Below are 22213 nucleotides of genomic sequence, written 5' to 3'. Positions count from 1 at the left end.
CCATGCGTGGCGCACCAAAAAAACAGGCAAACATTTGTTTACCTGTTTTTTCTGTACGCTATTTGCTTATTTTTCGTGAACGCTGGGCAAAGTAAGAAGCTTTTGAGCGCGGCTCGCCAAAGATGAGCGCCCACTTCATCCCTTCCCGCGGATCGAGAGGAGCAGCAGACTGCGGCTTGACGCGCTGCGCCGCCGACATTTGTCTGGTCGCGCTCGATGTACGGATCGTAGAACCTGTCGAAGCGCGTACAGGCTCGGAAAATGCCCACTCCTGCTCCACTCCGACGCCTTCCATCGACTCCGCTCTCGATTCCAGCGGCTCGTATTTGGCCGTGGCCCGTACCGTTTTTCGCTCTTGCTGCGCATCTGGCGCAGGCTCGGCTGTCCAAGGTGTATCCACAGGTGTCAGGGGCTTGTTTGGCAATCCTTGCGACATCCGCTTTCCTTTGGCTTTTTCTTTTCCCAGCAGCTTGTAGCCGATGTAACCCAAAATAACGAACCAGAACTTTCCTAGCAGAGGCAGAATCCAGTCAATCAGGTCAAGGAAAAGATCAAAGAGATCTTCCATGGCAATCGCCCTTATTCTTTCTGATCAGGCGAAGCAGGGTCCTGTTTGTCACCTGAGTGCCCGAACGATTCGCGCATTTGTGTATCGGCTGCGATGTTCTGCAGGTTGTAGTAATCCATGACGCCCATTTTGCCGCTGGTCAACGCTTCTGCCAATGCAAGTGGAACTTGTGCTTCCGCCTCGACTACTTTTGCTTTCATTTCTTGTACGCGGGCGATCATTTCTTGTTCCTGGGCAACCGCCATCGCACGACGCTCCTCGGCTTTTGCCTGCGCAATGCGCTTGTCGGCTTCCGCTTGGTCCGTTTGCAGCTGTGCCCCGATGTTTTTACCGACATCTACGTCCGCGATATCAATGGAGAGAATTTCAAACGCTGTACCAGCGTCCAGACCTTTGTTCAAAACGGTTTTGGAGATGAGATCCGGGTTTTCCAATACGTCTTTGTGGCTGTTGGAAGAACCGATCGTGGAGACTATCCCTTCACCGACACGGGCGATGATCGTTTCTTCACCAGCACCACCGACCAGACGGTCAATATTGGCGCGAACGGTTACTTTCGCTTTCGTGCGCAGCTCGATACCGTCTTTTGCCATTGCTGCTACGACAGGAGTTTCAATCACTTTCGGGTTAACGCTCATTTGCACGGCTTCCAATACATCGCGCCCTGCCAAGTCAATCGCTGCGGCGCGTTCAAAGCCGAGCGGAATATCTGCACGTTGCGCTGCTACGAGGGCGTCGACAACGCGGTCAACGTTACCGCCTGCAAGATAGTGGCTTTCCAGCTGGTTTGTGTCCAACTGCAAGCCTGCTTTGCGAGCTTTAATCAACGGGTTCACGATGCGGGATGGAACGACCCGGCGCAAACGCATCGCCACAAGTGTAATAATCCCGATGTTCACGCCCGACGCGAGGGCGGAAATCCAGAGCATGACTGGTACAAACGAGAAGAAAATCGAAAGGGCCACGATGGCTACAGCCACCATAAAAATTAGGGGAATCAATCCGCTTTCCAACATAATGCTGTCACTCCTTTATTCTTGTTCAGACACGACGACACGCGTCCCTTCTACTTGCACGACGACAATCGCCGTTCCGGCTGCGATGAAGCCTCCGGCAGATACCGCATCGACACGCTTGCCTTCCACTTTTACGACACCAGCAGGGCGCAAAGGCGTCAGGGCAATGCCGGACTTGCCCGTGAGATCACGCTGATCTTTCGGGGCCACATAGCCTTCCTCGTTGTGCTGTGCGTCACCGAGGACGAACTTGCCAAAAAGTCCTTTGATGCCGTAACGCTTGACGAGCAGAAACGTTACAACAAGTGTAACTACAGCCGCAATTCCCAGCGAGGCGAGTCCTTGCTGCGTATCGTAGGCAGCCATCACCAGGCCAGTCACGATACTGATAAAGCCGATAGCTCCGACGATGCCGCCTGGCAGGAAAATTTCTAGAATCATGAGTAAAATTCCGATGACAAACAGACCGATGTGCAGCCAGTTTGCAAAGCCTGCGACATAATGCCCGAAGAAATACAAGCCGAACGAAACTAGCGAAATCGTTCCGGCGACGCCAAAGCCTGGTGCAAACAGTTCAACGACAATCCCGACCAAACCGATGACCAGAAGCAAGCTCATGACGTACGGGCTGGTTACCCAGCGCGCAACCTTTTCCCCGCCAGTCGGCTCGATCACATGCAGAGAGTCGCTGGAAATTCCCAGGCTGGCAAGCAGCTCCTCTTTTCCAGAAACGACGTGATCTGCGTAGCCGAGCGTTTTCGCTTGCTGCGCGTCGAGCGAAAGCACGGTTCCTTTTGGCTTCAGTCCCGGAAACTCCGTATCGATTTCGACCATTGCTCGCGCCACGTCCGGATTGCGTTGGTTCAGACTGGCGGCAGCGGTCATTTTTTTGCTCCATCCCGAGATGAACTTGATGTCTGCTGCATTGCCCGCCAGATCAATCGGTGTAGCCGCTCCCATGCTGCTTCCTGGCGTCATAATGATTTCGTTGGCGTTCAAAGCGATGTATGTTCCCGCTGAGAAAGCCTGGTTATCAATATAGGCGATGGTATGCATGGGTGATTGGCGAATCAACTGGCCAATCTGATCAGCAGCGTCCACTTCGCCACCCGGCGTATTAATATGCAAAATGACAAGGTCTGCTTTTTCTTCCTGTGCATCTGCGAAAGCCCTTGCAAGGAAACTCTCCAAGCCACGCTCGATTGTGTTGTCTACCGGAATCCAGACCGCTTTCTGATAAGACTGGGCCTGAATGCCTGGCGTAAACAAAAACATCGAGAAGCCCGTGATCAGGCAAAGAAGAGACAGTAGCAATCGCATCCGCCGCAACGCTAACCTCGTTGCAGTCATGACATTTACCTCCTTCCTCGTATCAGCTTCAACTTATGCCCAATAAGGTATACGAACAAAGGAGGAGATTGTTTCAGATTTTTGTCAGCTTTTGGGGAAACAAAGAAAAAACCCAACCGTCATCCGGCTGGGCTTTTCCATTCGTATCTATATGAGGTGTTGCTTATCTACGATGGTAGTTCCTCAGATACAATCTTTTGCACGAGGTTTCCGTCTGCTCTGCCTTTCACTTTCGGCATAAGTGCTCCCATCACTTTGCCCATCTCCTTCTTGGAGGTGGCATTGGTGGCAGCAATAGCTTCCCGAACGATATCGCGAATCTCATCTTCGCTGAGCTGAGCGGGTAAGTAAGCGGAGAGCACATCGATCTCTTCGCGCGATTTTAAGGCAAGTTCTTCACGGCCTGCCTTCTCAAATTCGTGGAGGGATTCACGGCGTTGTTTTAACTCACGAGTCAAGATGGTCAGCACTTCGTCTTCAGACAAAGTTCTGCCTTTGTTAATCTCTTCATTCTTTAAAGCGGCTTTCACCATGCGAATAACAGAGAGTTTTAGAGCAGCTTTGTCTCTCATTGCTTGCTTCATATCTTGATCGAGTCGCTCCATTACACTCATGATGGGCCCTCCGTCCATTAAAACTTACGCTTACGAGCTGCTTCGGATTTCTTTTTACGCTTAATGCTAGGCTTCTCAAAGTGGCGACGTTTACGCAGTTCCGCCATCACCCCGGATTTGGCGCTCTCACGCTTGAAGCGGCGAAGTGCGCTATCCAAAGACTCGTTTTTCTTGACTCGAATTTCTGCCATTTGTCTTCCCTCCCTCCGCTAAAACCGTGGGACGCCTGAATCGTCGTACGAACAGACTGTCACACTTCATTATAGGATAGATGACTAATGAAGGTCAACCTTTAGTTCATTTTTATTCGTGAAATCCTGCCAAGAGGTGGTAATGAATATGGAAAACTTCTTGTCCGCCTTCTTTTCCGCAGTTATTAATCAGGCGAAATCCTGGCAGCTCCAGCTTTTTCGCCAATGTCTGCGCTACTTGATGAATATGGCCGATCAGCGGCAAATCTTCCGCTGTTACATCCATTAATGTCGCAATCGGCTTGCGCGGGATGATCAGCAGGTGGACGCGTGCCTTTGGCGCGATGTCGTGAATCACGATGACGTGTTCGTCTTCATATTCTACGCGGGCTGGAATTTCGCCCTCCATAATCCGGGTAAAAATGCTTTTCTCCATGTGGGAAACCCCTTTCAGCTATATAGATGGCTTCGATGTTTTGCAAAGCACAGATAGTTTCATGATAGCGGACAGCACGAAGCAAATGCAACGGCTTGTCCCGCACTTTTGTCTTGCGGCCTTCCCGGGCGCATGGTAGCATGACTTCGAGGATTCACGAGTTCGTGACCGGATGACTTCGCGATTTCACGTGCGCGTGGTCAGCTTCGAGGTTGGAGATGGATCATATAGAAAAAAGGAGTTCGTGCACATGAAACCACTTGCACTGGAACAGGCGACAATCAATGCAGAAGGACTCTTGCTGGCAGGCTCCCCGCACCTTGTCTTGTCATCGGTTCACTTTGATACCCGCCAACTGAAAGCGGGTTCTTTATTCGTGGCGCTGACAGGCGGCGCTCGCGATGGGCACGATTTTTTGCTGCAAGCAGCCGAACAAGGAGCGGTAGCCGCACTCGTATCCAATCAGGAAAAAATTCCGGCTGGCTTGCCCGAGGAGTTCGGGCTGATTCTCGTCAACGATACGCTGCGCGGTTTTCAAAAGCTGGCAGCTGCCTATCGGAAAGACTTTGCGATCCCGCATATCGCGATTACGGGCAGCATCGGGAAAACGACGGTGAAGGACATCGTAGCTCACGTATTGGAAGCGCGATCCCCTGTCTACAAGACATATAAAAACTTGAACAATCATTTGGGCGTGCCGCTTTCCTTGCTGCAAATGGAGCCGCAACACCAGGCTGCCGTGCTGGAGCTGGGGATGAATCACGCCGGAGAGATCGACTTATTGGCTTCGCTCGTCAAGCCGGAGATCAGCGTCATTACGTATATCGGCGAGTCGCATCTGGAGTTTTTCGGCACGCGGGAAAAGCTTGCGCTCGCCAAAGCCGAGCTGCTCCCCCACACCGCCCCTGACGGCCTGGTTCTTCTCAACAAGGACTCGGAGTATTTGCCGCGAGTGGCCCATCTGTATGCCGGGGAGATCATGTACTATTCCGTGCTGGAGCCTTGTGACATCTGGGCGGAACATATTCAGCCGAATGATAATGGAACACAGTTTGACGTCTGCTTCGCGAATGGCGAACGCTTCTCCGCCTTTCTCCCGCTTCACGGCAAGCATAGCGTGCTGAACGCGCTTCCTGCGATTGCGATTGCGAAAAGACTGGGGATGGACACAGAACAAATCGTGCAAGCGCTCTCCACGGTCAAGCTCTCTGCCATGCGGTTTGAACAGGTGCATTCCAGACACGGCTCCCTGTATATCAGCGATGCATACAACGCCAGTCCGTCTTCCATGGAAGCTGCTGCCCGGACGTTCGCCGAGCTGTTTCCTGGCCGCAAAAAAGTGCTCGTCTTGGGCGACATGTACGAGATGGGCGAGCAAAGCGCTCACATGCACGCAGGAGTCGGCGAAGCGCTCAACGATATTGTCGAGCACATCGAGCTGCTCGTCACCGTTGGCGAGGATACGCAACATCTTCATCGCGCCTATAACGGCAACAAGCTGCATGTGGCAAGCAAACCGGAGGCGCTCGCCGCCCTTCTGCCATTGCGCGATGCCAGCCATGCCTTTTTGTTCAAAGCGTCGCGCGGGATGGAGCTGTGGACGCTTTTGACTGATCTGGAACAGCACGAATAGAAAAAAAGAAAGCCGCCTCTCGGATCAGTTGAGAGACGGCTTTTTTGCGTTTGCTTGTAGGTCGTAAAATTCAGATTGCTATTCCAGCCCTTCGGCTTCCACGATGTTGCGCTGCTTATCGGCATGGCGCTCTATCGCCAGCTGCACCAGGCGGTCGATCAGTTCGCTGTAGCCCACACCCGCTGCCTGGAAAAGCATCGGGTACATGCTGAACGGGGTAAAGCCTGGCATCGTGTTTACTTCGTTAATGTACAGTTGGTCGTTTTTCTCATCCCAGAAAAAGTCGACGCGGGAAAGCCCTGAGCCGTCCAGCGCCTGAAATGCCTTTTTCGCGATATCGGAGATGCCTTCTGCGACATGCGCAGGAACGACCGCAGGAATGGACAGCTCTGTGCCCGCTCCCTTGTACTTGGCTTCGTAGTCATAAAATTCTTTGGCCGCGATAATTTCGCCGACGACAGACGTGACCAGCTCCTCGTTGCCAAGCACGCCGATCTCCAGCTCGCGCACCGAAACAAACTCCTCCACGATCAGCCTGCGGTCAAAACGGGCAGCCAGATTGATCGCGGTCACCAGTTCTGCGCGGTTCTTCGCCTTGCTGATTCCGACGCTGGAGCCCATGTTCGCTGGCTTGACAAAGCATGGGTAGCCAAGTTCACGCTCGATTGTTTCCGCCACTTCCTCGGGACCTTTTTCCCACTGGGAGCGCAAAAACCCTACGTACTTAACCTGCGGCAAGCCCGCTTGGGCAAAAACCGTCTTCATCATCCACTTGTCCATCCCGACAGCGGAAGCCATCACGCCTGTTCCCACATATGGCAGGTTGACCAGCTCCAGCAGTCCTTGAATCGTGCCATCTTCCCCGTTCGGCCCATGCACGACAGGAAAAATCACATCGACTTGCTGCGCGATATCGAACAAGGAGTCAGATTTTTTTGCCGGATCGCCGGAAGCGAGGCGCAGTGTGTCGATGTTTTGCGGCACCTGCTCAGCGAAAGCGTCTCCTTTTACCCAAGTTCCGTCCAACTGAACGTAAATGGGCGTTACCTCGTATTTATTTGCATCGACAGCCTTCATGATCGACAAGGCCGTACGCAATGAAACCTCGTGCTCCGAGGATTTTCCTCCATAAATAATTCCTAGACGGATCTTATCGTTTCCCATCCGTGCCATGCTCCTTTCCTCTGTGGCAGGCAAAGAGTCTACCCTTGAGTTTCATCTCTCTCCTATGCTATGCAAGCGCCCAGCATCTGCTCTTTGTACCGGGCAAAGCCCGTCATTTAGCATACACAAACCGACTGCCAAATACAAGAGAAGCAAGTATCACCCACGCATGAACTTTGTCATATCATGGGTAGTAAAAACACTGTCATGGAGCTATTTTGCTGGAGGGATGTCCATGAGAGACTACTTGCTTTATTGTACGTATTGCTCCACGTACACGTTGTTGCACAGCTTCGATAAAGACGCCGGAACTTTTTTGGGGGAATACTCGCTCCTGCACAATGATTACACGCGCGACAACATCGTTTTGAACAAATTTTTGCTCGCTCACCTCGGCCACACCATCCGGCCTATTCCCTCCCAGACGGATGACTATCGCCAAATTATTGGCAACGCCTCGCATTTTCTCGAAGACGACATCGATAAATACGTGGAGGAAAGCCAGCAACGGGCGAAGTTTCGGGAGCGGGATCGCAAAAGCGAGCGGGAAATCGGCCAGGTCCAGCTCTATCTCATCGAGCATTTGCTTGTTCACGAGTTGCATACGCTCAGCCAGGCGCGCGCCGCTACCCCCGCAGAAGGACAAGTCTTGCTGGGAAAAGAGCTTGGCTTCAAAAAGGCTCTCGACCTCGTCCGGCAGGTGAAAAACGACAAGCAGTTTGCGCAGTAAGCCTGACTTCGCCTAGCGGACGGGACGCTTGAATATCTGCCAGCTTGTTTGGGCAGCGGACTGGTCGCTCGAATGTCTGCCAGCTTGCCCGGGCAGCAGCTTAGCCCTGTGCGTCCCATCCTTTTCACGAAAACGCAAAAACAGCGCCAGATACGCTCCGGCGCTGTTCTCTTTTTCTACTTGCGATCGCGCACTTCAAAGATCGCGAATTTCAGGTAATGCGCTTCGTCAGCGCCGCTGATTTGCGGGTGGTCTTTGCCTGCCCCGCGCCACTCGATCAGGCGCAATATTTTTTTCGCGTCCACAGCCGCTTCCTGGATCGTTTCCAGGAACAGTTCCGGAGACATGTGGTACGAGCATGAGGCGGTGACCAAAAAACCGCCAGGACGAACGAGCTTCATCCCGTTCAGGTTGATATCTTTGTAGCCGCGGCATGCGCCTTTGACCGCGCCGCGCGATTTGGCGAAGGCGGGCGGATCGAGAATGACGACATCCCAGCTCTTTCCTGCCTCGACATTTTCCCGCAAGTAATCAAACGCGTTTGCCACGACAAAATCGACGCGATGCAAAAAGCCGTTCAAGGTGATGTTGCGCTTTGCGGTTTCGATCGCATGCTCGGAAATGTCGAGCGCGGTTACTTTTTTCGCGCCGTGCTTGCAAGCGTTCAGCGTGAAGGAGCCGGTATGGGTGAAGCATTCCAGCACTTCTGCTCCGTCCCAGAACGGATTTTTGATCGCTTTTCCCCGCTTGTCGACTGGCATGAGCTTTTGCTCGCCGTCCACCTCGATGGTTTGCAGCGTAATGCCGTGCTTCTCGCCCCAGCCTTTCATCAATGGCGCAATCGAAGCGCGGTTCTCACGCTGGTCGTAGAAAAATCCTGTCTTTTGTCCTTCGACGATATCCACGTAATACTTCAAGCCGTTTTCCTCAATCAACACCTCGCGCGGACACTCTCCGTACAGCACTTCTTTACCTTCCGCCAAGCCTTCCAGCTTGCGCACGGGAACGTCGTTGCGCAAGTAGATGCCAGCAGGCGCAAACACTTCCACAAGCGCATCGCGAATCCACTCCATCCGCTTTTCCATGCCCAAAGACAATACCTGCACGACCAGGATGTCCTCGTAGCGATCCACGATCAGGCCAGGCAAAAAGTCTGCTTCGCCGTAAATGACGCGGCATGCGCGCGGATTGTCCACAAACCGAGTGCGAAACTCCGCCGCCTGCCTGATTTTGCGCAGGAAGAACGAATAGTCGATGTCTTCTTTTGGATCGTAGCTCAAAATGCGCACGATCATTTGCGATGCCGGATTGATGTAGCCTTTTGCCAAAAAGTGTCCTTTGTGATTCGTCACCTCAACGATTTCACCCGGTACAACCTCGCCCTGGATTTCCAATACTTCCGATTGGAAAATCCACGGATGCCCCGCTTCCAGTCGCTTTTTCCGATGCTGATTCAGTAAGACTTTTGCCATGCGGTTGATTCTCTCCTTGTCATGCTTGCCCTCGTACAGGCATAGCGTTATAGTAACTTCCTTTACGGTTGGCCCGGCGTTCTACGGCCAGCCTCGCTTGCCATTGTAACCAAGAAGGAGGAACCCAACTTGTGATTGTCTCCATCCTCGCCCCGTTTACGATCGGGCTCTGTTTTTTTCTGTTCGGTATGTACGCCATGCGGACCGGATTTCAAAATTTGGCGGGCAAAAAAATGGAACAATGGATGGCCCGCTTTACACGCACGCCATACCACAGCTTCTGGATCGGGTTGATTGCGACTTTCGTCCTGCAAAGCTCCAGTGCCGTCACCGTCTTGACGATCGGCTTGACCAATGCGGGGATTATCCAGTTCGCGCAAACCGTCGGGATCATTCTCGGCACCAACCTGGGAACGACCGTCACGACGGAGCTGGTCGCACTCAAACTGGAGTCGTTCGCCATCCCGATGTTGCTCGTCGGCGTCGCCCTCTGGCTGATGCCGCGGCCAACTGTTCGCTGCACCGGACTGGTCATCGCCGGATTCGGGCTGATTTTCCTCGGGATTGATACACTCAAGCTGATGGCCAAGCCGCTGGAACAATCCGAAACGTTTCGGTCGCTTTTTCTGGAGAGCAGTCATTCCATCTGGATCGGGCTGATCACAGGCGTCATTTTCACTGCGCTCATCCATAGCGGCTCTGCAACGACCGTCATCACGATGGGGTTGCTCAGCCATCAAATCCTGTCCATGGAGACGGCGCTTGCCATCGTCCTCGGCGCCAATGTCGGCACATGCTTCACCGCTGTCATAGCCGCCATCGGCACGAATACGGCCTCCAAGCAGGTCGCCTGGTGCCATACGCTCTTTAATGTAGCAGGGGCTGTCGTGTTTTTGCCTTTTCTTTCCCAGCTTGCCCTGGTAAGCGCCTTTTTAACGAGCAGCCCCTCCATGCAAATCGCCCATTCGCAAACGATTTTCAATCTGATTTGCTCCATGGTCGCCCTGCCATTCGTTCCGCAGATCGCCCGGTTTATCCAATGGCTCATTCCAGACAAGCGCAAACCGCCTACACCGACTGCTGTATGGATTAAAAAGAAAACGGGATGAGGTACAGCGAGGTGACGACCCCGGCCACGATCATCGCCACACTCGATGCAGCCGTCTGCACGGGCGAGATGCGGTTCAAACTGGCTGTCCCGATCGCATGCGCACTCGTCCCTACGGCAATCCCGATCGCCCAGTCGTCCGTAATTCGCCCCCATTTGAGCACAGGGCGCGCGATCAGCACCCCAACCATTCCTGTGAGGGCGGTAAAAAAGGCTGCCAAAGCAGGCACTCCGCCTATCGAGGCAGTCAGTTCCAAAGCGATTGGCGTCGTCACCGATTTGCTCAGCATGCTTCTGAGCAAGATGTCATCCGATCCGAAGCACCAATGAATCGCGTACACCGACACGATAGCCACGGCGCACCCTGCACTGACGCCGAGCAAAACGCCGCGCCAGATGTGGGCGAATTGCCTGATCTGTTTGGCCAAAGGAACAGCCAATGCCACTGTCGCCGGACCGAGCCAGAACGAAATCCACTGTCCTCCCGCAGAAAAAGCTTCCCAATCATCGCTCACCGCCCACCAGATCACCCAGACGAGCACGACCGCCACAAGCAGCGGCTGCACGCGGGGAAAGCGGGCGTTGACCGTCGTTGCTCCTTTGTAGCCGACAAGCGTAACGAGGATCGCCAGCCATTGACTAAGCATCGAGCGTCCTCCTCTCTGGTGCGGCAGAAGCGGGTGTCTCTTGCTTCTTCTGTCTGTTCAAGTAAGCTTGTACCACGCGGCCTGTCACGAACATGACCAGCATCGGAGCCACAATCATCGACAGCGCGATCGGCCATGGCGCTTGGGCAAACCATTTGAAGTAGGAGACGACGCCCACAATAATCGGCACGAAAAACAGCATCATGTGCCGGATGAGAAACGAACTCGCCCGGTCTACCCACTCCATCCGAATCCAGCCAGTCACAAGCCCCAGTGTCAGCAAAAGCATCCCGACCAGGTTGCCGGGCAAAGGGATGTGCAGCCATGTACTCGCAAGCACTCCCACTCCGTAAAAAGCCAGAAGAATAGCCACTCCCGTGATCATTTTCACCTGCCACACCCCTCTCCCGCTTTCTCTTTGCCTAATCTCTATCGAAAATGCTTGAAAAAGAAGGAAAAGCCCGGCCTTCCCTTGGCCAGGCTTTCTTTCGTTCCAGTCGTTCTAGTATCCGCTGCCTGTCGTTTTCGCTCCAGTCACAATCGAGATGCCAGAGCTTGTACCGATCCGGCTCGCTCCCGCCTCGATCATGGCGAGTGCTGCTTCACCGCCGCGCACGCCGCCAGATGCCTTCACCCCAATGTCAGGACCAACTGTTTTACGCATCAAAGCGATATCTTCTACCGTCGCGCCGCCCGGGCCGAAGCCAGTGGACGTTTTTACGTAATCGGCACCTGCTTCCACGCAGAGCTTGCACGCGATTTCTTTTTCCTGATCAGTCAAAAGACCTGTTTCAAGAATGACTTTCAAAAGAATGTCTCCAGCTGCATCCTTCACAGCTGCCACGTCTTGCTTCACGGTTTCCAGATCGCCGGATTTCAGGGCACCTACGTTCAGCACCATGTCGACTTCTGTTGCGCCGTTTGCAATCGCATCGCGAGTTTCTGCCACTTTTGCCGCTGTCGTATTCGCTCCCAGAGGGAAGCCGATTACGGTGCACACTTTCACATCTGTACCCGCCAACAGCTCAGCAGAACGCTTCACCCAGTAAGGGTTGACGCACACAGACATAAAATCGTGTTCTTTCGCTTCCGCGCAGAGCTTGTCGATCATCTCTTGCGTCGCTTCTGGCTTCAACAGGGTATGGTCAATAAATTTGTTCAATTGCATAAACTACACCTCAATCCCGAGTTTTTGGAAGGCCAGACGAAAAATCTCATCGTTGTTTCGGTAGCCTCTCTGGAGTTGCAGCTCCCAAGCCTCTTTTGCCGGATGCCAATGAACGTCATTGATTTCTTCCAGCTGTACCGTTATTTCTGTGTTGTAAGCCTCGACCAGATAGTAGTGGACTTCTTTGTCGACCGACTCGCCCGTCACCGGATGCGTGTAGACGTAAGTGATCCGGTCAAGCTTGGCGCCGAGACGCCCCGCCACTCCCGTCTCTTCAAGCACTTCACGCAAAGCGGTTTCTTCGATAGTCTCGCCGATCTCCTGCTTGCCTTTTGCCAAAGTCACTTTGCCATAACGGTCTTCGATCAAGAGAAGCATGTACTCTCCGTCTTGCAGCTGATAGACTACGCCTCCTGCCGAAATCTCCTTCATATGGCTCGCTCCTTCAAATAAGGCAGCATCTCAGTCTCCACAACGCGGACAAAAGTTCCCTGGCAATATTCGGAGCCTGGTTGTTCCAGCTTCACCTTGCAAATTTTCCCGATCATGCTTTCGTCTCCCGGGAAAACAACGTTCAGGTAGTTATCGGAATATCCCATCAACAGGCCGCTTTCCGGCGCATCCTTGAACGGACGCTCTGGAATGACTTCCAGCACGTCGCCGACAAACTGCTTGGAGTAAGCCATGGTCAGCTCCCGATTCAGCTCCAACAATTTCGTCACGCGCTCGTGTTTTTCCTCTTCGGGAATCTGGTCGGTCATCCGCGCAGCCGGTGTGCCTGTGCGCATCGAGTACGGGAAAACGTGCAGCTCGGCGAAGCCGATTTCTTTGATGAAGTTGTAGCCGTTCATGAATTGCTCCTCGGTTTCACCCGGGAAGCCGACAATGACGTCCGTCGTGATCGCCGCGCCTGGCAGCGCTTTGCGTACTTTCACCATTTTTTCATAAAACTCGGCTGTCGTGTATTTGCGGCGCATGCGCTTCAACACTTCATCATCGCCCGCCTGGAGCGGTACGTGCAGGTGGCGTACGACACGGTCGGAGTTGTTGATGACCTCGATGACTTCATCCGTGATCTGGCTCGCTTCGATGGAGCTGATGCGAATGCGTTTCAGTCCATCTACTTCGTGCAAATCAAGCAGCAGCTTCGCCAGGTTGTAATCTTCCAGGTCTTCTCCGTATCCTCCGGTGTGAATCCCCGTCAGAACGATTTCCAGATAGCCTGCTTCCACCAGCTTTTTCGCCTGTTCCACGACGCTTTCCGGCTTGCGCGAGCGCATGAGACCACGCGCCCACGGAATGATGCAGAACGTGCAGAAGTTGTTGCAGCCTTCCTGAATTTTCAGGGAAGCGCGGGTTCTGTCTGTAAAGTTGGGAACATCCAGCTCCTCGAAATCACGGGCTTTCATGATGTTTCCGACCGCATTGATCGGTTGGCGCTCAGCGCGGATTTGCTTGACGTAATCGGTCAGCTTCTCGCGGCCTTGCGTGCCCACTACGATATCCACCCCAGGAATTTGTGCAATCTCGCTTGGAGAAGTTTGCGCATAGCAGCCTGTCACAGCGACGATCGCTTCCGGGTTGCGGCGAATCGCCCGGCGGATGACCTGGCGGCTCTTTTTATCACCTGTATTCGTAACGGTACAAGTATTGATCACGTAAACATCGGCGTCGTCCTGTTCAAAGTCGACTCGCTCGTAGCCATCTGCCTTGAACAATTGCCAAATCGCCTCAGTCTCATAACTGTTCACTTTGCAGCCTAATGTATGAAAAGCAACGGTAGACATTGCCATTCCTCCTTTCGCTTGCGCTTATCCTTTGCGATGTATGGAAGCTTTTCGTTCAAACTGATAGGAAGCCGCGGCAAGTACATACTGGCTGGCCGTTTCGGTGCGCAAAATACGCGGCCCGAGCGAAACAGGCAAAAATCCCTTGCTCTCTGCTTGCGCCACTTCTTCCGGGGTGAAGCCCCCTTCAGGCCCAATCAGAACGAGCAGGGAGTCTCCACTTGCCATCTGTTCCAGCACTTCATGAACAGTCGTGCTTCCTTCCTTTTCATAGGCGATAGCCAGCTGCGTATAGGCTTGACCTGCCGCAAGCGCCTCGCGAAACGAGACAGGGGCAAGCAGCTCAGGCAAAACGGCCCGGTGCGACTGCTCGGCAGCCTCCTTGACGATTTTGCGCCAGCGCTCCAGCTTTTTCGCCTCTTTCTTAGCGTCCAGTTTGACGATGGTTCTCTCGGAAGAAAACGGAAAAAAGGAGTACGCTCCGAGTTCCGTCCCCTTTTGCAAGATCCACTCCATCTTTTCGCCTTTTGGCATTCCTTGCCCAATGGTCACGCGGATCGGCAGCTCACGCTCTTCCTGGAGCATCTCGATCACCTCTGCCTGGACTTCCTTGGCAGAAAGGCTGACGAGCTTGGCTCGCGCCGATCTCCCTGCTCCGTCCGAGACGAGAATTTCATCGCCTGCCCGCGCTCGCATCACGTTTACGATATGATGAACATCGTCTCCGATAATCGTTAGCTCATGCTCATGAAAGAGATGTGGCTCGACAAAATATCGTTGCATCTCGCCAACCTCACTATTCTATCGTTTTTTTGCGGTAATTGCTACCCAGTCATCGATGAAAATCGTTTCCACGATCTCAAGCCCGGAAGCGACCAGAGCGGCTTTCACATCCGCTTCCCGCGCCGCAATAATGCCGGATGCGATGAAGGTGCCGCCTGGCAGAAGCAAGCGGAACACATCGTCTGTAAAGCGCAAAATGACTTCCGCCAAAATATTGGCGACGATCACTTCGACTTGCTCCTCGATGCCATCCAGCAAGTTGTTTTGTCTGACGACGATATGCTCATGCACGCCGTTCAGCTCGGTGTTCGCCTGTGCGGAGCGGACTGCCACCTCGTCCAAATCCATCGCGAGCACTTCTTTTGCGCCCAGCTTGATGGCGGCAATGCTCAAAATCGCCGTGCCTGTTCCCACATCGTACACGCGATCGCCTTTGGCCAAATGCTTCTCCAGCGCGCGCAGACAGAGAATCGTGGTCGGATGCGTTCCCGTGCCAAAAGCCATTCCCGGGTCCATCTCGATGATGATCTCTCCCGGATGACGCGGCTCATACTCTTCCCAAACCGGCTTGATCGTCATGTTGTCGGAGACGTGAACCGGCTTGTAATACTTTTTCCAGGCGTGGGCCCATTCGTCTTCGTGAACATCGTTTACGGCAATCGCAGCCTTGCCGATGTCCAGACCGTACTCGGTCAACTGCGCCAGCTGTTCTTTCAATTCTTCTACGACATCGATCAGCTCGCTGCTGTCAACAGGCAGGTACGCTTTGACGAATACGCCCTCGGCCGGAAAATCGTCAGGAGAGAGCTGGTAGATTTCGCCAAAGGGGGTATCCCACTCGCGATAGAGCACCTCCGGGTCTTCGATGACGACGCCGTTGGCACCCATTTCATAGAGAAGGCTGGACACCGCCTCCGTAGCCTCCGCTGTTGTATGGATACTGATTTCTGACCATTTCACGAATCTACCACTCCCCACTTTTGCTTTCCTGATGGACTTGTCAACCTGCAAGCGGACAAAACCGCGACCGATTACTCGCCGCGGAATGCCCGTTTCATTTTTTCAAAAAAGCCTTCGTCTTCCGTTCCGTGCTGGCCCGGCTTCTCGCCAGACAGCTCTGCCAGCTCGCGCAGCAGCTCTTTTTGCTTGTCGCTCAGCTTCGTCGGCGTAATGACGCGCACTTTTACATGCTGATCGCCGCGACCGTTGCCGCGCAAGTGCGGCACGCCTTTTCCACGCAAGCGGAAAAACGTCTCGGTCTGTGTGCCTGCCGGAATCTTCAGCTTCACGCGGCCATCGACCGTCGGAACCTCGATTTCATCGCCGAGCGCCGCCTGTGCATACGTAAGCGGTACTTCACAGTAAATGTCGTTGCCTTCGCGCTCGAAAAACTCGTGGCTTTTCACGCGCAGCACAACGTACAGATCGCCTGCTGGTCCGCCGTTGGCACCTGGCTCGCCTTCGCCGGAGACGCGCAATTGCGCACCGTCATCCACACCAGCCGGGATGTTGAGGTGAATTTTGCGGCGTACCTTGACACGTCCGCTGCCTCGGCACGAGGAGCATTTTTCCTTGAACACTTTCCCTTTGCCTTCGCAAGTGGAGCAGACCCGTCGGTTGACGATTCGTCCGAACGGCGTGTTGGCTGCCACTTCCTGCTGACCGGTACCGCTACAAGTTTTGCACGTTTCGACGCCTGTTCCCGGCTTGGCACCAGAGCCGAGGCACGTATCGCACTCTGCCTCTTTCGGGATTTCCACGTCGGTTTCTTTTCCGAAAATCGCGTCGATAAAATCGATGCTCAGGCCAAATTGCAGATCGGCCCCTTTGCGCGGCGCGTTCGGATTCGCGCGTCTGCCGCCACCACCGAAGAACATGTCAAAAATGTCTCCGAAGCCGCCCATGCCCGACGTATCAAAACCGCCGCCGCCAAAGCCCTGATTCGGGTCCTGATGACCGAAACGGTCGTATTGCGCGCGCTTTTGCGGCTCAGACAGGACATCGTAAGCTTCCTTGACTTCCTTGAACTTTTCTTCCGCATCAGCGTCTTTATTTACATCCGGATGGTACTGGCGAGCAAGCTTCCGGTACGCTTTCTTGATTTCGTCCGCGTCGGCTTCCTTGGCTACTCCCAGAACCTCGTAGTAATCGCGTTTCATCTCCTAAATCACTCCCATGACAGTCAACTGTTATCATAGCATGTGACAGACCTGAAAAAAAGTCAAAGTCAGCTTTTGCGTGACTTTGACTTTCATGGGGTCACATCGCGAAAGAGCGAGGGGAGAAAAGCTCTCCCCTGACGCTTTCGTCGTGATTACTTTTTATCGTCTACCACTTCATAGTCAGCATCAACGACATTGTCCTTCTTCGGTTCTTGGCCTTCTGCTGCGCCCCCAGCATTTTGCTGCGCTTGTGCAGCTTGCTCATAGAGCTTCACGGAAATTTGTTGGATGATCTCGGACAGTTCGTCTTTTGCCGCTTTGATTTCCTCGATGTTGCCGCCTTCCAGCGCTTTTTTCACTTTGTCTTTCGCAGCGTTGGCGCGATCGATTTCCGCTTGGTCTACCTTGCCTTCCACTTCTTTCAGTGTTTTCTCGGTAGTGAACACGAGTTGGTCTGCTTCGTTGCGGATTTCTACTTGCTCTTTGCGCTTTTTGTCTTCTTCCGCATTCAGCTCGGCTTCTTTTACCATGCGGTCGATTTCATCGTCAGACAAACCGGAGTTGGACGTGATGGTGATGCGTTGCTCTTTTCCTGTACCCAGGTCTTTTGCACGCACGTTCACGATACCGTTGGCGTCGATGTCGAAGGAAACTTCGATTTGCGGGATACCGCGCGGCGCTGGCGGAATGTCGGACAGCGTAAAGCGGCCCAATGTTTTGTTGTCGCCCGCCATTTGGCGTTCGCCCTGGAGAACGTGGATTTCTACAGAAGTCTGGTTGTCGGCAGCTGTAGAGAACACTTGGGATTTGCTGGTCGGGATTGTCGTGTTGCGGTCGATCAGCTTGGTGAACACGCCGCCCAATGTTTCGATACCGAGCGACAGCGGAGTAACGTCGAGCAGTACGACGTCTTTCACGTCACCAGTCAGTACCCCTGCTTGCACGGCAGCGCCCAGTGCTACTACTTCGTCTGGATTCACGCCTTTGTGCGGCTCTTTTCCAGTAAATTTCTTGATCGCTTCTTGTACAGCCGGAATCCGTGTGGAACCACCCACGAGGATTACGCGGTCGATTTCGCTAGGAGTCAAGCCTGCGTCTTTCAGCGCTTGGCGAGTTGGGCCCATCGTACGCTCAACCAGTTCAGCGGAAAGCTCTTCGAATTTGGCGCGAGTCAGGTTCATCTCCAAGTGTTTTGGACCGGAAGCATCTGCTGTGATAAACGGCAGCGAGATAGTCGTAGTCAGTACGCCGGAGAGGTCTTTTTTCGCTTTTTCAGCCGCGTCTTTCAAACGTTGCTGTGCCATGCGGTCTTTGGACAGGTCAATGCCGTGCTCTTTTTTGAACTCGCTCACGAGGTAGTTCATGATCACATCGTCGAAGTCGTCTCCACCGAGCTTGTTGTCGCCGGAAGTCGCTTTTACTTCGAAGAAACCGTCGGAAAGCTCCAGGATGGAGACGTCAAACGTACCGCCGCCGAGGTCGAATACGAGAACGGTTTGATCTTCTGTCTTTTCCATACCGTATGCAAGTGCTGCTGCGGTTGGTTCGTTCACGATACGCAAAACTTCCAGACCCGCGATTTTACCAGCGTCTTTAGTCGCTTGGCGTTGGGAGTCATTGAAGTAAGCTGGAACGGTAATAACAGCTTGTGTTACTGGCTGGCCCAGGTAAGCTTCTGCATCTGCTTTCAGCTTTTGCAGGATCATGGCAGAGATTTGCTCAGGTGTGTATGGATTTCCTTCCAGTGTTTCCTTGTGGGAAGTACCCATGTGACGCTTGATGGAGATAACCGTGTTGTCAGGGTTGGTGATCGCCTGACGTTTTGCCGCTTCCCCTACGATGCGCTCGCCGTTTTTGAAAGCGACGACGGAAGGAGTGGTGCGGTTTCCTTCTGCGTTGGCAATAACGACTGGCTCGCCGCCTTCCATTACTGCTACGCAAGAGTTGGTTGTTCCAAGGTCAATACCGATTACGCGACTCATACAATATGTCCTCCTAACACTTTCTCATCTGAATGAATGATGGAATCTCGATTTATTCGTTCACTTGCACCATCGCCGGACGAACGACGCGGTCTTTGAACATATATCCTTTTTGCAATTCTGCTACGACGACGCCCGAATCAAATTCAGGGTCTTGCGTCTGCATGACAGCCTGGTGTACATGCGGATCGAACGGAGCGCCTTTTGCCTCGATCGGAGTCAAGCCTTCTTTTTCGAAAACTTGCACCATCTGGCGGTACACCATGTTGACGCCTGTCAAAAGCGACTCGACCGTCATCGATTCCTTGTCAGCAGCCAATGCCCGCTCGAAATTGTCGAGTACCGGCAAAAGCTCTTCCACGATTTTCAGGGAAGCGTACTTCGCCAGGTCTTCCTGCTCCTTGCGCACACGGCGTCTGAGGTTATCCATGTCAGCCATGGCCCGCAGCATGCGGTTTTGATGCTCCTCTGCCTGCGCCTTCCACTGGGCCGCTTCCTGCTCCCAGTTCACTTCGCCCGCGTCTTGCGCGTCGACTGCCTCATTTACTTGCTCGTCTTCCGCAGCCGGGTCTTTGGTCATTTTTTCCTCGCTCAACGTCGATACCTCCTGGGGGCTCTTGCCTGACTTGCCTTCTCGTCAGGGAGCCTTCCTCCATTTATTTCTCAAACTGCGAAGTCAGCATCCGCGATAAGCCTTCTGCCAAATAATTGAGTACGGTAATGACTTTTCCGTATTCCATTCGCGTCGGGCCAAGTATTCCCACCATTCCTACGGGCTTGCCTCCAAGCGAGTAGGATGTCGTAATAATACTGCATTGCTTGATCGCGTCCAGCTGGTTTTCCTGGCCGATGCGCACCGTCAGTCCATCTCCCGGCATCCCGATCAAATGCAGCAGTTGATCGTTTTGCTCCAGCAGTTCCAAAATATCCTTGACCTTGTCGACGTCGCGGAATTCCGGCTGGTTCATGATTTTGGTGGCACCGCGTAAGTATACACGTTCCTCTTCTTGTGTCAGCGACTTGTCGAGAACTTTCAGCATCTCTTCGTACTGCTCCGCATAGCGGCGCATCTCGCCCGATATTTCCTGATAGACCCGCTGTCTCAGTTGCCACAGCGGCACGTCGGTCAGTTTGGCATTCAACAAGTTGACAAGGCGCTCGATTTCGCTTGCGCCGATGCCTTCGGGAAGGTCGATCAGCTTGTTCTCTACTCGTCCGGTATGGGTGACGACAATCGCCACCGCCTGTGTCTCGTTCAGAGGAACGATTTGAATATGTTTTAACCGATGCTCAAAAATTTCCGGTCCCAGGACAATTGCCGTGTAATTCGTCAACTGGGAAAGAATTTGAGCGGTGTATTCCACGACCTGTTCAGAGTGCAGAATACGCTCGGCAAACAACTGCTTCAGTTTGCCCAATTCGGCCTCGTTCAAGAGCTGCGGCTGAATCAGGTTGTCGACGTAAAAACGGTACCCTTTTGTAGAAGGAACTCGCCCGGCCGACGTATGAGGCTGCTCCAAGTATCCCAACTCTTCCAGATCGGACATCTCGTTACGGATGGTTGCCGAAGAAAATCCGATGTCCTCGCGTTTGGAAATGGTTCGGGAACCAACCGGTTCGGCAGAATGAATGTAATTATCGACAATCGCATTCAAAATCAGTTGTTGACGGTCAGATAACATGGATGTCGCTCGCCTCCCCGTTGAGCATAAAAGTGAAAAAAGGTATCGCCCGCAATGTCGGAGCGGTTTTGTTAGCACTCATACCTAACGAGTGCTAAATCTATTTACTAAGGTATCAATAGAAGAAGGATTTGTCAACGGACTTCCACGATATCCGCCGTCAAAATCTCACATATTTCGCCAACTGCTCCCGCTTGTTAGCGGAGAAAACGGGCAAATACCTCATTTCCGAGCGGAAGCCCCCGCTTGGTCAGCTTGAGACAGCCGTTTTGCTCTTCCAGCATGCCTTTGGCAATCTCTTCTTTTATTATCGTCCCAAAAACTTCGTGCGCAGATACGCCAAAGCGCGATGCGAACTGGGCGAGATCGACTCCTTCCCGCAGGCGCAGCCCCAAAATCATCTGTTCTTCCATCGCATCTTCCTGCGGAACGGCAAACTGTTCCACCCGCGGCAAGCCTTCTTTGCATTTTTGCAAATAGATCGCAAGCGGTCCGGCGTTGACATGTCTCTCGCCGCAAACGTAGCCGTGGGCGCCTGCACCCAAACCATAGTATTCACGATTGAGCCAATACGTTTTATTATGTTTGCTCTCAAAGCCCGGCTTGGCGAAATTGCTGATCTCGTACTGCTGATAGCCGCGGCGTTCCATCTCTTCAATCAGCACCATGTACATCGCAAGCTCTGCCTCCTCAGACGGAAGCGGAAGCTGATCCTTTTGATAGAGCGTGTGAAATAACGTATTTTCCTCGACCTTGAGACTGTATGCGGAAAAGTGTTTCGTGCCCAGCTCGAATGCTTTCTCCAGCGTCTGGCGGAAAATCTCCATCGTTTGATCCGGCAAGCCGAACATCAAGTCGATGCTGATGTTAGCGAACCCTGCTGCTTTCGCATTCTCGATGCTGCGGTACACATCGTCGCGGTCGTGAATCCGTCCCAGCCGTTTCAAAAGCGCGTTGTCAAACGACTGCACGCCGAAGCTCAGCCTGTTGACGCCAAGCTCATGCATGATGCGCAGCTTTTCGCTATCTGTCGTACCGGGATTCGCTTCCATGGAAAACTCGATATCCGCTGCCCAATGCTTGCCCAGGTGATTTTGGACCATCTGCAAAAACGCTCGCATTTGGGCATGATCGAGGAACGTAGGGGTGCCGCCGCCGACAAAGATCGTTTTGACCTCCTGCACAGGTCGCTCGCGAAACGTCAGCTCCATTTCTTTATCCAAAGCGTCCAGGTAATCCCAGATCAATTGCGGGTTGTTTGTCACGAACGAGTTGAAATCGCAGTAATAGCATTTATTCGTACAAAAGGGAATGTGGATGTAAACCGATTGCGGCGTCATATCTCTTCCCCTCCTTTTTGTTCAAAATACAGGCGAATGCCTGTCTTCGTTACGCTCCGTTCCAGCGGGCGAATGGAAAAGACCTGACACGAGGTCAGGCCTACTTCTTCTCATCCATGCGTGGTGCAGACATAAACGTTTCTTGCAGACCTAACGTATCCAGTTGTTTTTTGAAACGATGTTTCGCCTTGGACTGTTGGTCTTGCAAGCATTTGTAAGGGCTAAATTATCATAATGTATTTTTTCGACTCTAGTCAAACGTGTTGTGTGTCCCTCAAGAGCGCAGGTACACGGCGGGTAACGAATCTCTTATTCTCTTATTAAGAAGGCAGCCATCCAATAGTAAAAAGCCACGGATGATTGTCTGGGGCTTTTCCACA

At 53.1% G+C, this 22213-nt stretch carries 23 protein-coding genes; 3 read left to right on the top strand and 20 right to left on the bottom strand.

Annotation, left to right across the window (positions count from 1 at the left end; all coding sequences use genetic code 11):
• Positions 1–58 precede the first annotated feature (58 nt).
• The 6 genes from DEP07_RS00555 to DEP07_RS00530 all read right to left on the bottom strand — a co-directional run bounded on the left by DEP07_RS00555 (position 59) and on the right by DEP07_RS00530 (position 4175).
• Positions 59–568: a hypothetical protein gene (locus tag DEP07_RS00555; protein ID WP_122964090.1), complete on the bottom strand. Its 510-nt coding sequence runs from the start codon at positions 566–568 to the stop codon at positions 59–61.
• Between the two features lie 11 nt (positions 569–579).
• Entirely contained in the window at positions 580–1584 is a 1005-nt protein-coding gene (floA, locus tag DEP07_RS00550) for a flotillin-like protein FloA (RefSeq protein ID WP_122964091.1), read from the bottom strand.
• Positions 1585–1599: 15 nt separating this feature from the next.
• Positions 1600–2934: an NfeD family protein gene (locus DEP07_RS00545; RefSeq protein ID WP_122964092.1), complete on the bottom strand. Its 1335-nt coding sequence runs from the start codon at positions 2932–2934 to the stop codon at positions 1600–1602.
• Positions 2935–3101: 167 nt separating this feature from the next.
• Positions 3102–3548, bottom strand: coding sequence for a GatB/YqeY domain-containing protein (locus tag DEP07_RS00540; RefSeq protein ID WP_063231398.1), 447 nt, complete (start codon positions 3546–3548; stop codon positions 3102–3104).
• Between the two features lie 17 nt (positions 3549–3565).
• On the bottom strand, positions 3566–3739 hold the full coding sequence (gene rpsU, locus DEP07_RS00535; RefSeq protein ID WP_007727630.1) for a 30S ribosomal protein S21: 174 nt from the start codon (positions 3737–3739) through the stop codon (positions 3566–3568).
• Between the two features lie 112 nt (positions 3740–3851).
• A complete protein-coding gene (locus DEP07_RS00530; RefSeq protein WP_122964093.1) occupies positions 3852–4175 on the bottom strand; it encodes a histidine triad nucleotide-binding protein in 324 nt (107 codons plus the stop codon).
• 250 nt (positions 4176–4425) lie between these two features.
• On the opposite strand from DEP07_RS00530, the gene DEP07_RS00525 reads away from it, so the two are divergent.
• Positions 4426–5808, top strand: coding sequence for a UDP-N-acetylmuramoyl-tripeptide--D-alanyl-D-alanine ligase (locus DEP07_RS00525; protein WP_122964094.1), 1383 nt, complete (start codon positions 4426–4428; stop codon positions 5806–5808).
• A gap of 78 nt (positions 5809–5886) precedes the next feature.
• Here DEP07_RS00525 and DEP07_RS00520 read toward each other — a convergent pair whose 3' ends face one another.
• Positions 5887–6972 carry a D-alanine--D-alanine ligase gene (locus tag DEP07_RS00520; protein WP_122964095.1) on the bottom strand — a complete coding sequence of 362 codons (1086 nt, stop codon included), beginning with the start codon at positions 6970–6972 and terminating at the stop codon, positions 5887–5889.
• A gap of 235 nt (positions 6973–7207) precedes the next feature.
• Between DEP07_RS00520 and DEP07_RS00515 the strand changes: the two genes are divergently transcribed.
• On the top strand, positions 7208–7702 hold the full coding sequence (locus tag DEP07_RS00515) for a hypothetical protein (RefSeq protein WP_122964096.1): 495 nt from the start codon (positions 7208–7210) through the stop codon (positions 7700–7702).
• 176 nt (positions 7703–7878) lie between these two features.
• Here the strand turns inward: DEP07_RS00515 and DEP07_RS00510 are convergent, their stop codons facing one another.
• Positions 7879–9174, bottom strand: a complete 1296-nt coding sequence (locus DEP07_RS00510) for a class I SAM-dependent rRNA methyltransferase (protein WP_122964097.1) — start codon at positions 9172–9174, stop codon at positions 7879–7881.
• A 131-nt stretch (positions 9175–9305) separates the two neighbouring features.
• Between DEP07_RS00510 and DEP07_RS00505 the strand changes: the two genes are divergently transcribed.
• Positions 9306–10283: a Na/Pi cotransporter family protein gene (locus tag DEP07_RS00505; RefSeq protein ID WP_122964098.1), complete on the top strand. Its 978-nt coding sequence runs from the start codon at positions 9306–9308 to the stop codon at positions 10281–10283.
• On the opposite strand, the gene DEP07_RS00500 is transcribed toward DEP07_RS00505, so the two are convergent.
• From DEP07_RS00500 to hemW, 12 genes are all read right to left on the bottom strand, one after another.
• Positions 10264–10929, bottom strand: coding sequence for an LrgB family protein (locus DEP07_RS00500; RefSeq protein ID WP_122964099.1), 666 nt, complete (start codon positions 10927–10929; stop codon positions 10264–10266). The two genes, DEP07_RS00505 and DEP07_RS00500, sit on opposite strands and share 20 nt — an antisense overlap.
• Positions 10922–11314, bottom strand: coding sequence for a CidA/LrgA family protein (locus DEP07_RS00495; protein WP_217365248.1), 393 nt, complete (start codon positions 11312–11314; stop codon positions 10922–10924). The genes DEP07_RS00500 and DEP07_RS00495 overlap by 8 nt, the downstream gene beginning before the upstream one ends.
• A 117-nt stretch (positions 11315–11431) precedes the next feature.
• On the bottom strand, positions 11432–12097 hold the full coding sequence (gene deoC, locus DEP07_RS00490) for a deoxyribose-phosphate aldolase (protein WP_063231389.1): 666 nt from the start codon (positions 12095–12097) through the stop codon (positions 11432–11434).
• Between the two features lie 3 nt (positions 12098–12100).
• The gene (locus DEP07_RS00485) at positions 12101–12529 is read right to left on the bottom strand and encodes an NUDIX hydrolase (protein WP_122964101.1); all 429 of its coding nucleotides are present in this window, start codon (positions 12527–12529) and stop codon (positions 12101–12103) included.
• Positions 12526–13884 (bottom strand): tRNA (N(6)-L-threonylcarbamoyladenosine(37)-C(2))-methylthiotransferase MtaB, encoded by a 1359-nt coding sequence (mtaB, locus tag DEP07_RS00480; protein WP_122964102.1) that lies wholly within the window; start codon positions 13882–13884, stop codon positions 12526–12528. Before mtaB ends, DEP07_RS00485 begins: the two co-directional genes overlap by 4 nt.
• 24 nt (positions 13885–13908) lie before the next feature.
• The gene (locus DEP07_RS00475) at positions 13909–14667 is read right to left on the bottom strand and encodes a 16S rRNA (uracil(1498)-N(3))-methyltransferase (protein ID WP_063231386.1); all 759 of its coding nucleotides are present in this window, start codon (positions 14665–14667) and stop codon (positions 13909–13911) included.
• Between the two features lie 18 nt (positions 14668–14685).
• Positions 14686–15627: a 50S ribosomal protein L11 methyltransferase gene (gene prmA, locus DEP07_RS00470; RefSeq protein WP_122964103.1), complete on the bottom strand. Its 942-nt coding sequence runs from the start codon at positions 15625–15627 to the stop codon at positions 14686–14688.
• Positions 15628–15698: 71 nt separating this feature from the next.
• The gene (dnaJ, locus tag DEP07_RS00465; RefSeq protein WP_122964104.1) at positions 15699–16826 is read right to left on the bottom strand and encodes a molecular chaperone DnaJ; all 1128 of its coding nucleotides are present in this window, start codon (positions 16824–16826) and stop codon (positions 15699–15701) included.
• A 155-nt stretch (positions 16827–16981) separates the two neighbouring features.
• Positions 16982–18811, bottom strand: coding sequence for a molecular chaperone DnaK (dnaK, locus tag DEP07_RS00460; protein ID WP_122964105.1), 1830 nt, complete (start codon positions 18809–18811; stop codon positions 16982–16984).
• Positions 18812–18863: 52 nt separating this feature from the next.
• Positions 18864–19391, bottom strand: coding sequence for a nucleotide exchange factor GrpE (gene grpE, locus DEP07_RS00455; protein ID WP_229049944.1), 528 nt, complete (start codon positions 19389–19391; stop codon positions 18864–18866).
• A 76-nt stretch (positions 19392–19467) separates the two neighbouring features.
• Positions 19468–20493 carry a heat-inducible transcriptional repressor HrcA gene (hrcA, locus tag DEP07_RS00450; RefSeq protein WP_063231382.1) on the bottom strand — a complete coding sequence of 342 codons (1026 nt, stop codon included), beginning with the start codon at positions 20491–20493 and terminating at the stop codon, positions 19468–19470.
• 197 nt (positions 20494–20690) lie between these two features.
• On the bottom strand, positions 20691–21833 hold the full coding sequence (gene hemW, locus DEP07_RS00445; RefSeq protein WP_173597413.1) for a radical SAM family heme chaperone HemW: 1143 nt from the start codon (positions 21831–21833) through the stop codon (positions 20691–20693).
• Between the last annotated feature and the right edge of the window lie 380 nt (positions 21834–22213).

Source organism: Brevibacillus sp. (assembly GCF_003521185.1).
In the GTDB taxonomy this organism is placed as follows: domain Bacteria; phylum Bacillota; class Bacilli; order Brevibacillales; family Brevibacillaceae; genus Brevibacillus; species Brevibacillus parabrevis.
This window is presented reverse-complemented; position numbering and strand designations above follow the sequence as displayed.

What these genes read in the sequence shown, in the direction of transcription:
- DEP07_RS00555 (WP_122964090.1), bottom strand. Translation starts at nt 568, where the DNA reads ATGGAAGATCTCTTTGATCTTTTCCTTGACCTGATTGACTGGATTCTG.
- floA (WP_122964091.1), bottom strand. Translation starts at nt 1,584, where the DNA reads ATGTTGGAAAGCGGATTGATTCCCCTAATTTTTATGGTGGCTGTAGCC.
- DEP07_RS00545 (WP_122964092.1), bottom strand. Translation starts at nt 2,934, where the DNA reads ATGACTGCAACGAGGTTAGCGTTGCGGCGGATGCGATTGCTACTGTCT.
- DEP07_RS00540 (WP_063231398.1), bottom strand. Translation starts at nt 3,548, where the DNA reads ATGAGTGTAATGGAGCGACTCGATCAAGATATGAAGCAAGCAATGAGA.
- rpsU (WP_007727630.1), bottom strand. Translation starts at nt 3,739, where the DNA reads ATGGCAGAAATTCGAGTCAAGAAAAACGAGTCTTTGGATAGCGCACTT.
- DEP07_RS00530 (WP_122964093.1), bottom strand. Translation starts at nt 4,175, where the DNA reads ATGGAGAAAAGCATTTTTACCCGGATTATGGAGGGCGAAATTCCAGCC.
- DEP07_RS00525 (WP_122964094.1), top strand. Translation starts at nt 4,426, where the DNA reads ATGAAACCACTTGCACTGGAACAGGCGACAATCAATGCAGAAGGACTC.
- DEP07_RS00520 (WP_122964095.1), bottom strand. Translation starts at nt 6,972, where the DNA reads ATGGGAAACGATAAGATCCGTCTAGGAATTATTTATGGAGGAAAATCC.
- DEP07_RS00515 (WP_122964096.1), top strand. Translation starts at nt 7,208, where the DNA reads ATGAGAGACTACTTGCTTTATTGTACGTATTGCTCCACGTACACGTTG.
- DEP07_RS00510 (WP_122964097.1), bottom strand. Translation starts at nt 9,174, where the DNA reads ATGGCAAAAGTCTTACTGAATCAGCATCGGAAAAAGCGACTGGAAGCG.
- DEP07_RS00500 (WP_122964099.1), bottom strand. Translation starts at nt 10,929, where the DNA reads ATGCTTAGTCAATGGCTGGCGATCCTCGTTACGCTTGTCGGCTACAAA.
- DEP07_RS00495 (WP_217365248.1), bottom strand. Translation starts at nt 11,314, where the DNA reads ATGATCACGGGAGTGGCTATTCTTCTGGCTTTTTACGGAGTGGGAGTG.
- deoC (WP_063231389.1), bottom strand. Translation starts at nt 12,097, where the DNA reads ATGCAATTGAACAAATTTATTGACCATACCCTGTTGAAGCCAGAAGCG.
- DEP07_RS00485 (WP_122964101.1), bottom strand. Translation starts at nt 12,529, where the DNA reads ATGAAGGAGATTTCGGCAGGAGGCGTAGTCTATCAGCTGCAAGACGGA.
- mtaB (WP_122964102.1), bottom strand. Translation starts at nt 13,884, where the DNA reads ATGTCTACCGTTGCTTTTCATACATTAGGCTGCAAAGTGAACAGTTAT.
- DEP07_RS00475 (WP_063231386.1), bottom strand. Translation starts at nt 14,667, where the DNA reads ATGCAACGATATTTTGTCGAGCCACATCTCTTTCATGAGCATGAGCTA.
- dnaJ (WP_122964104.1), bottom strand. Translation starts at nt 16,826, where the DNA reads ATGAAACGCGATTACTACGAGGTTCTGGGAGTAGCCAAGGAAGCCGAC.
- dnaK (WP_122964105.1), bottom strand. Translation starts at nt 18,811, where the DNA reads ATGAGTCGCGTAATCGGTATTGACCTTGGAACAACCAACTCTTGCGTA.
- grpE (WP_229049944.1), bottom strand. Translation starts at nt 19,391, where the DNA reads ATGACCAAAGACCCGGCTGCGGAAGACGAGCAAGTAAATGAGGCAGTC.
- hrcA (WP_063231382.1), bottom strand. Translation starts at nt 20,493, where the DNA reads ATGTTATCTGACCGTCAACAACTGATTTTGAATGCGATTGTCGATAAT.
- hemW (WP_173597413.1), bottom strand. Translation starts at nt 21,833, where the DNA reads ATGACGCCGCAATCGGTTTACATCCACATTCCCTTTTGTACGAATAAA.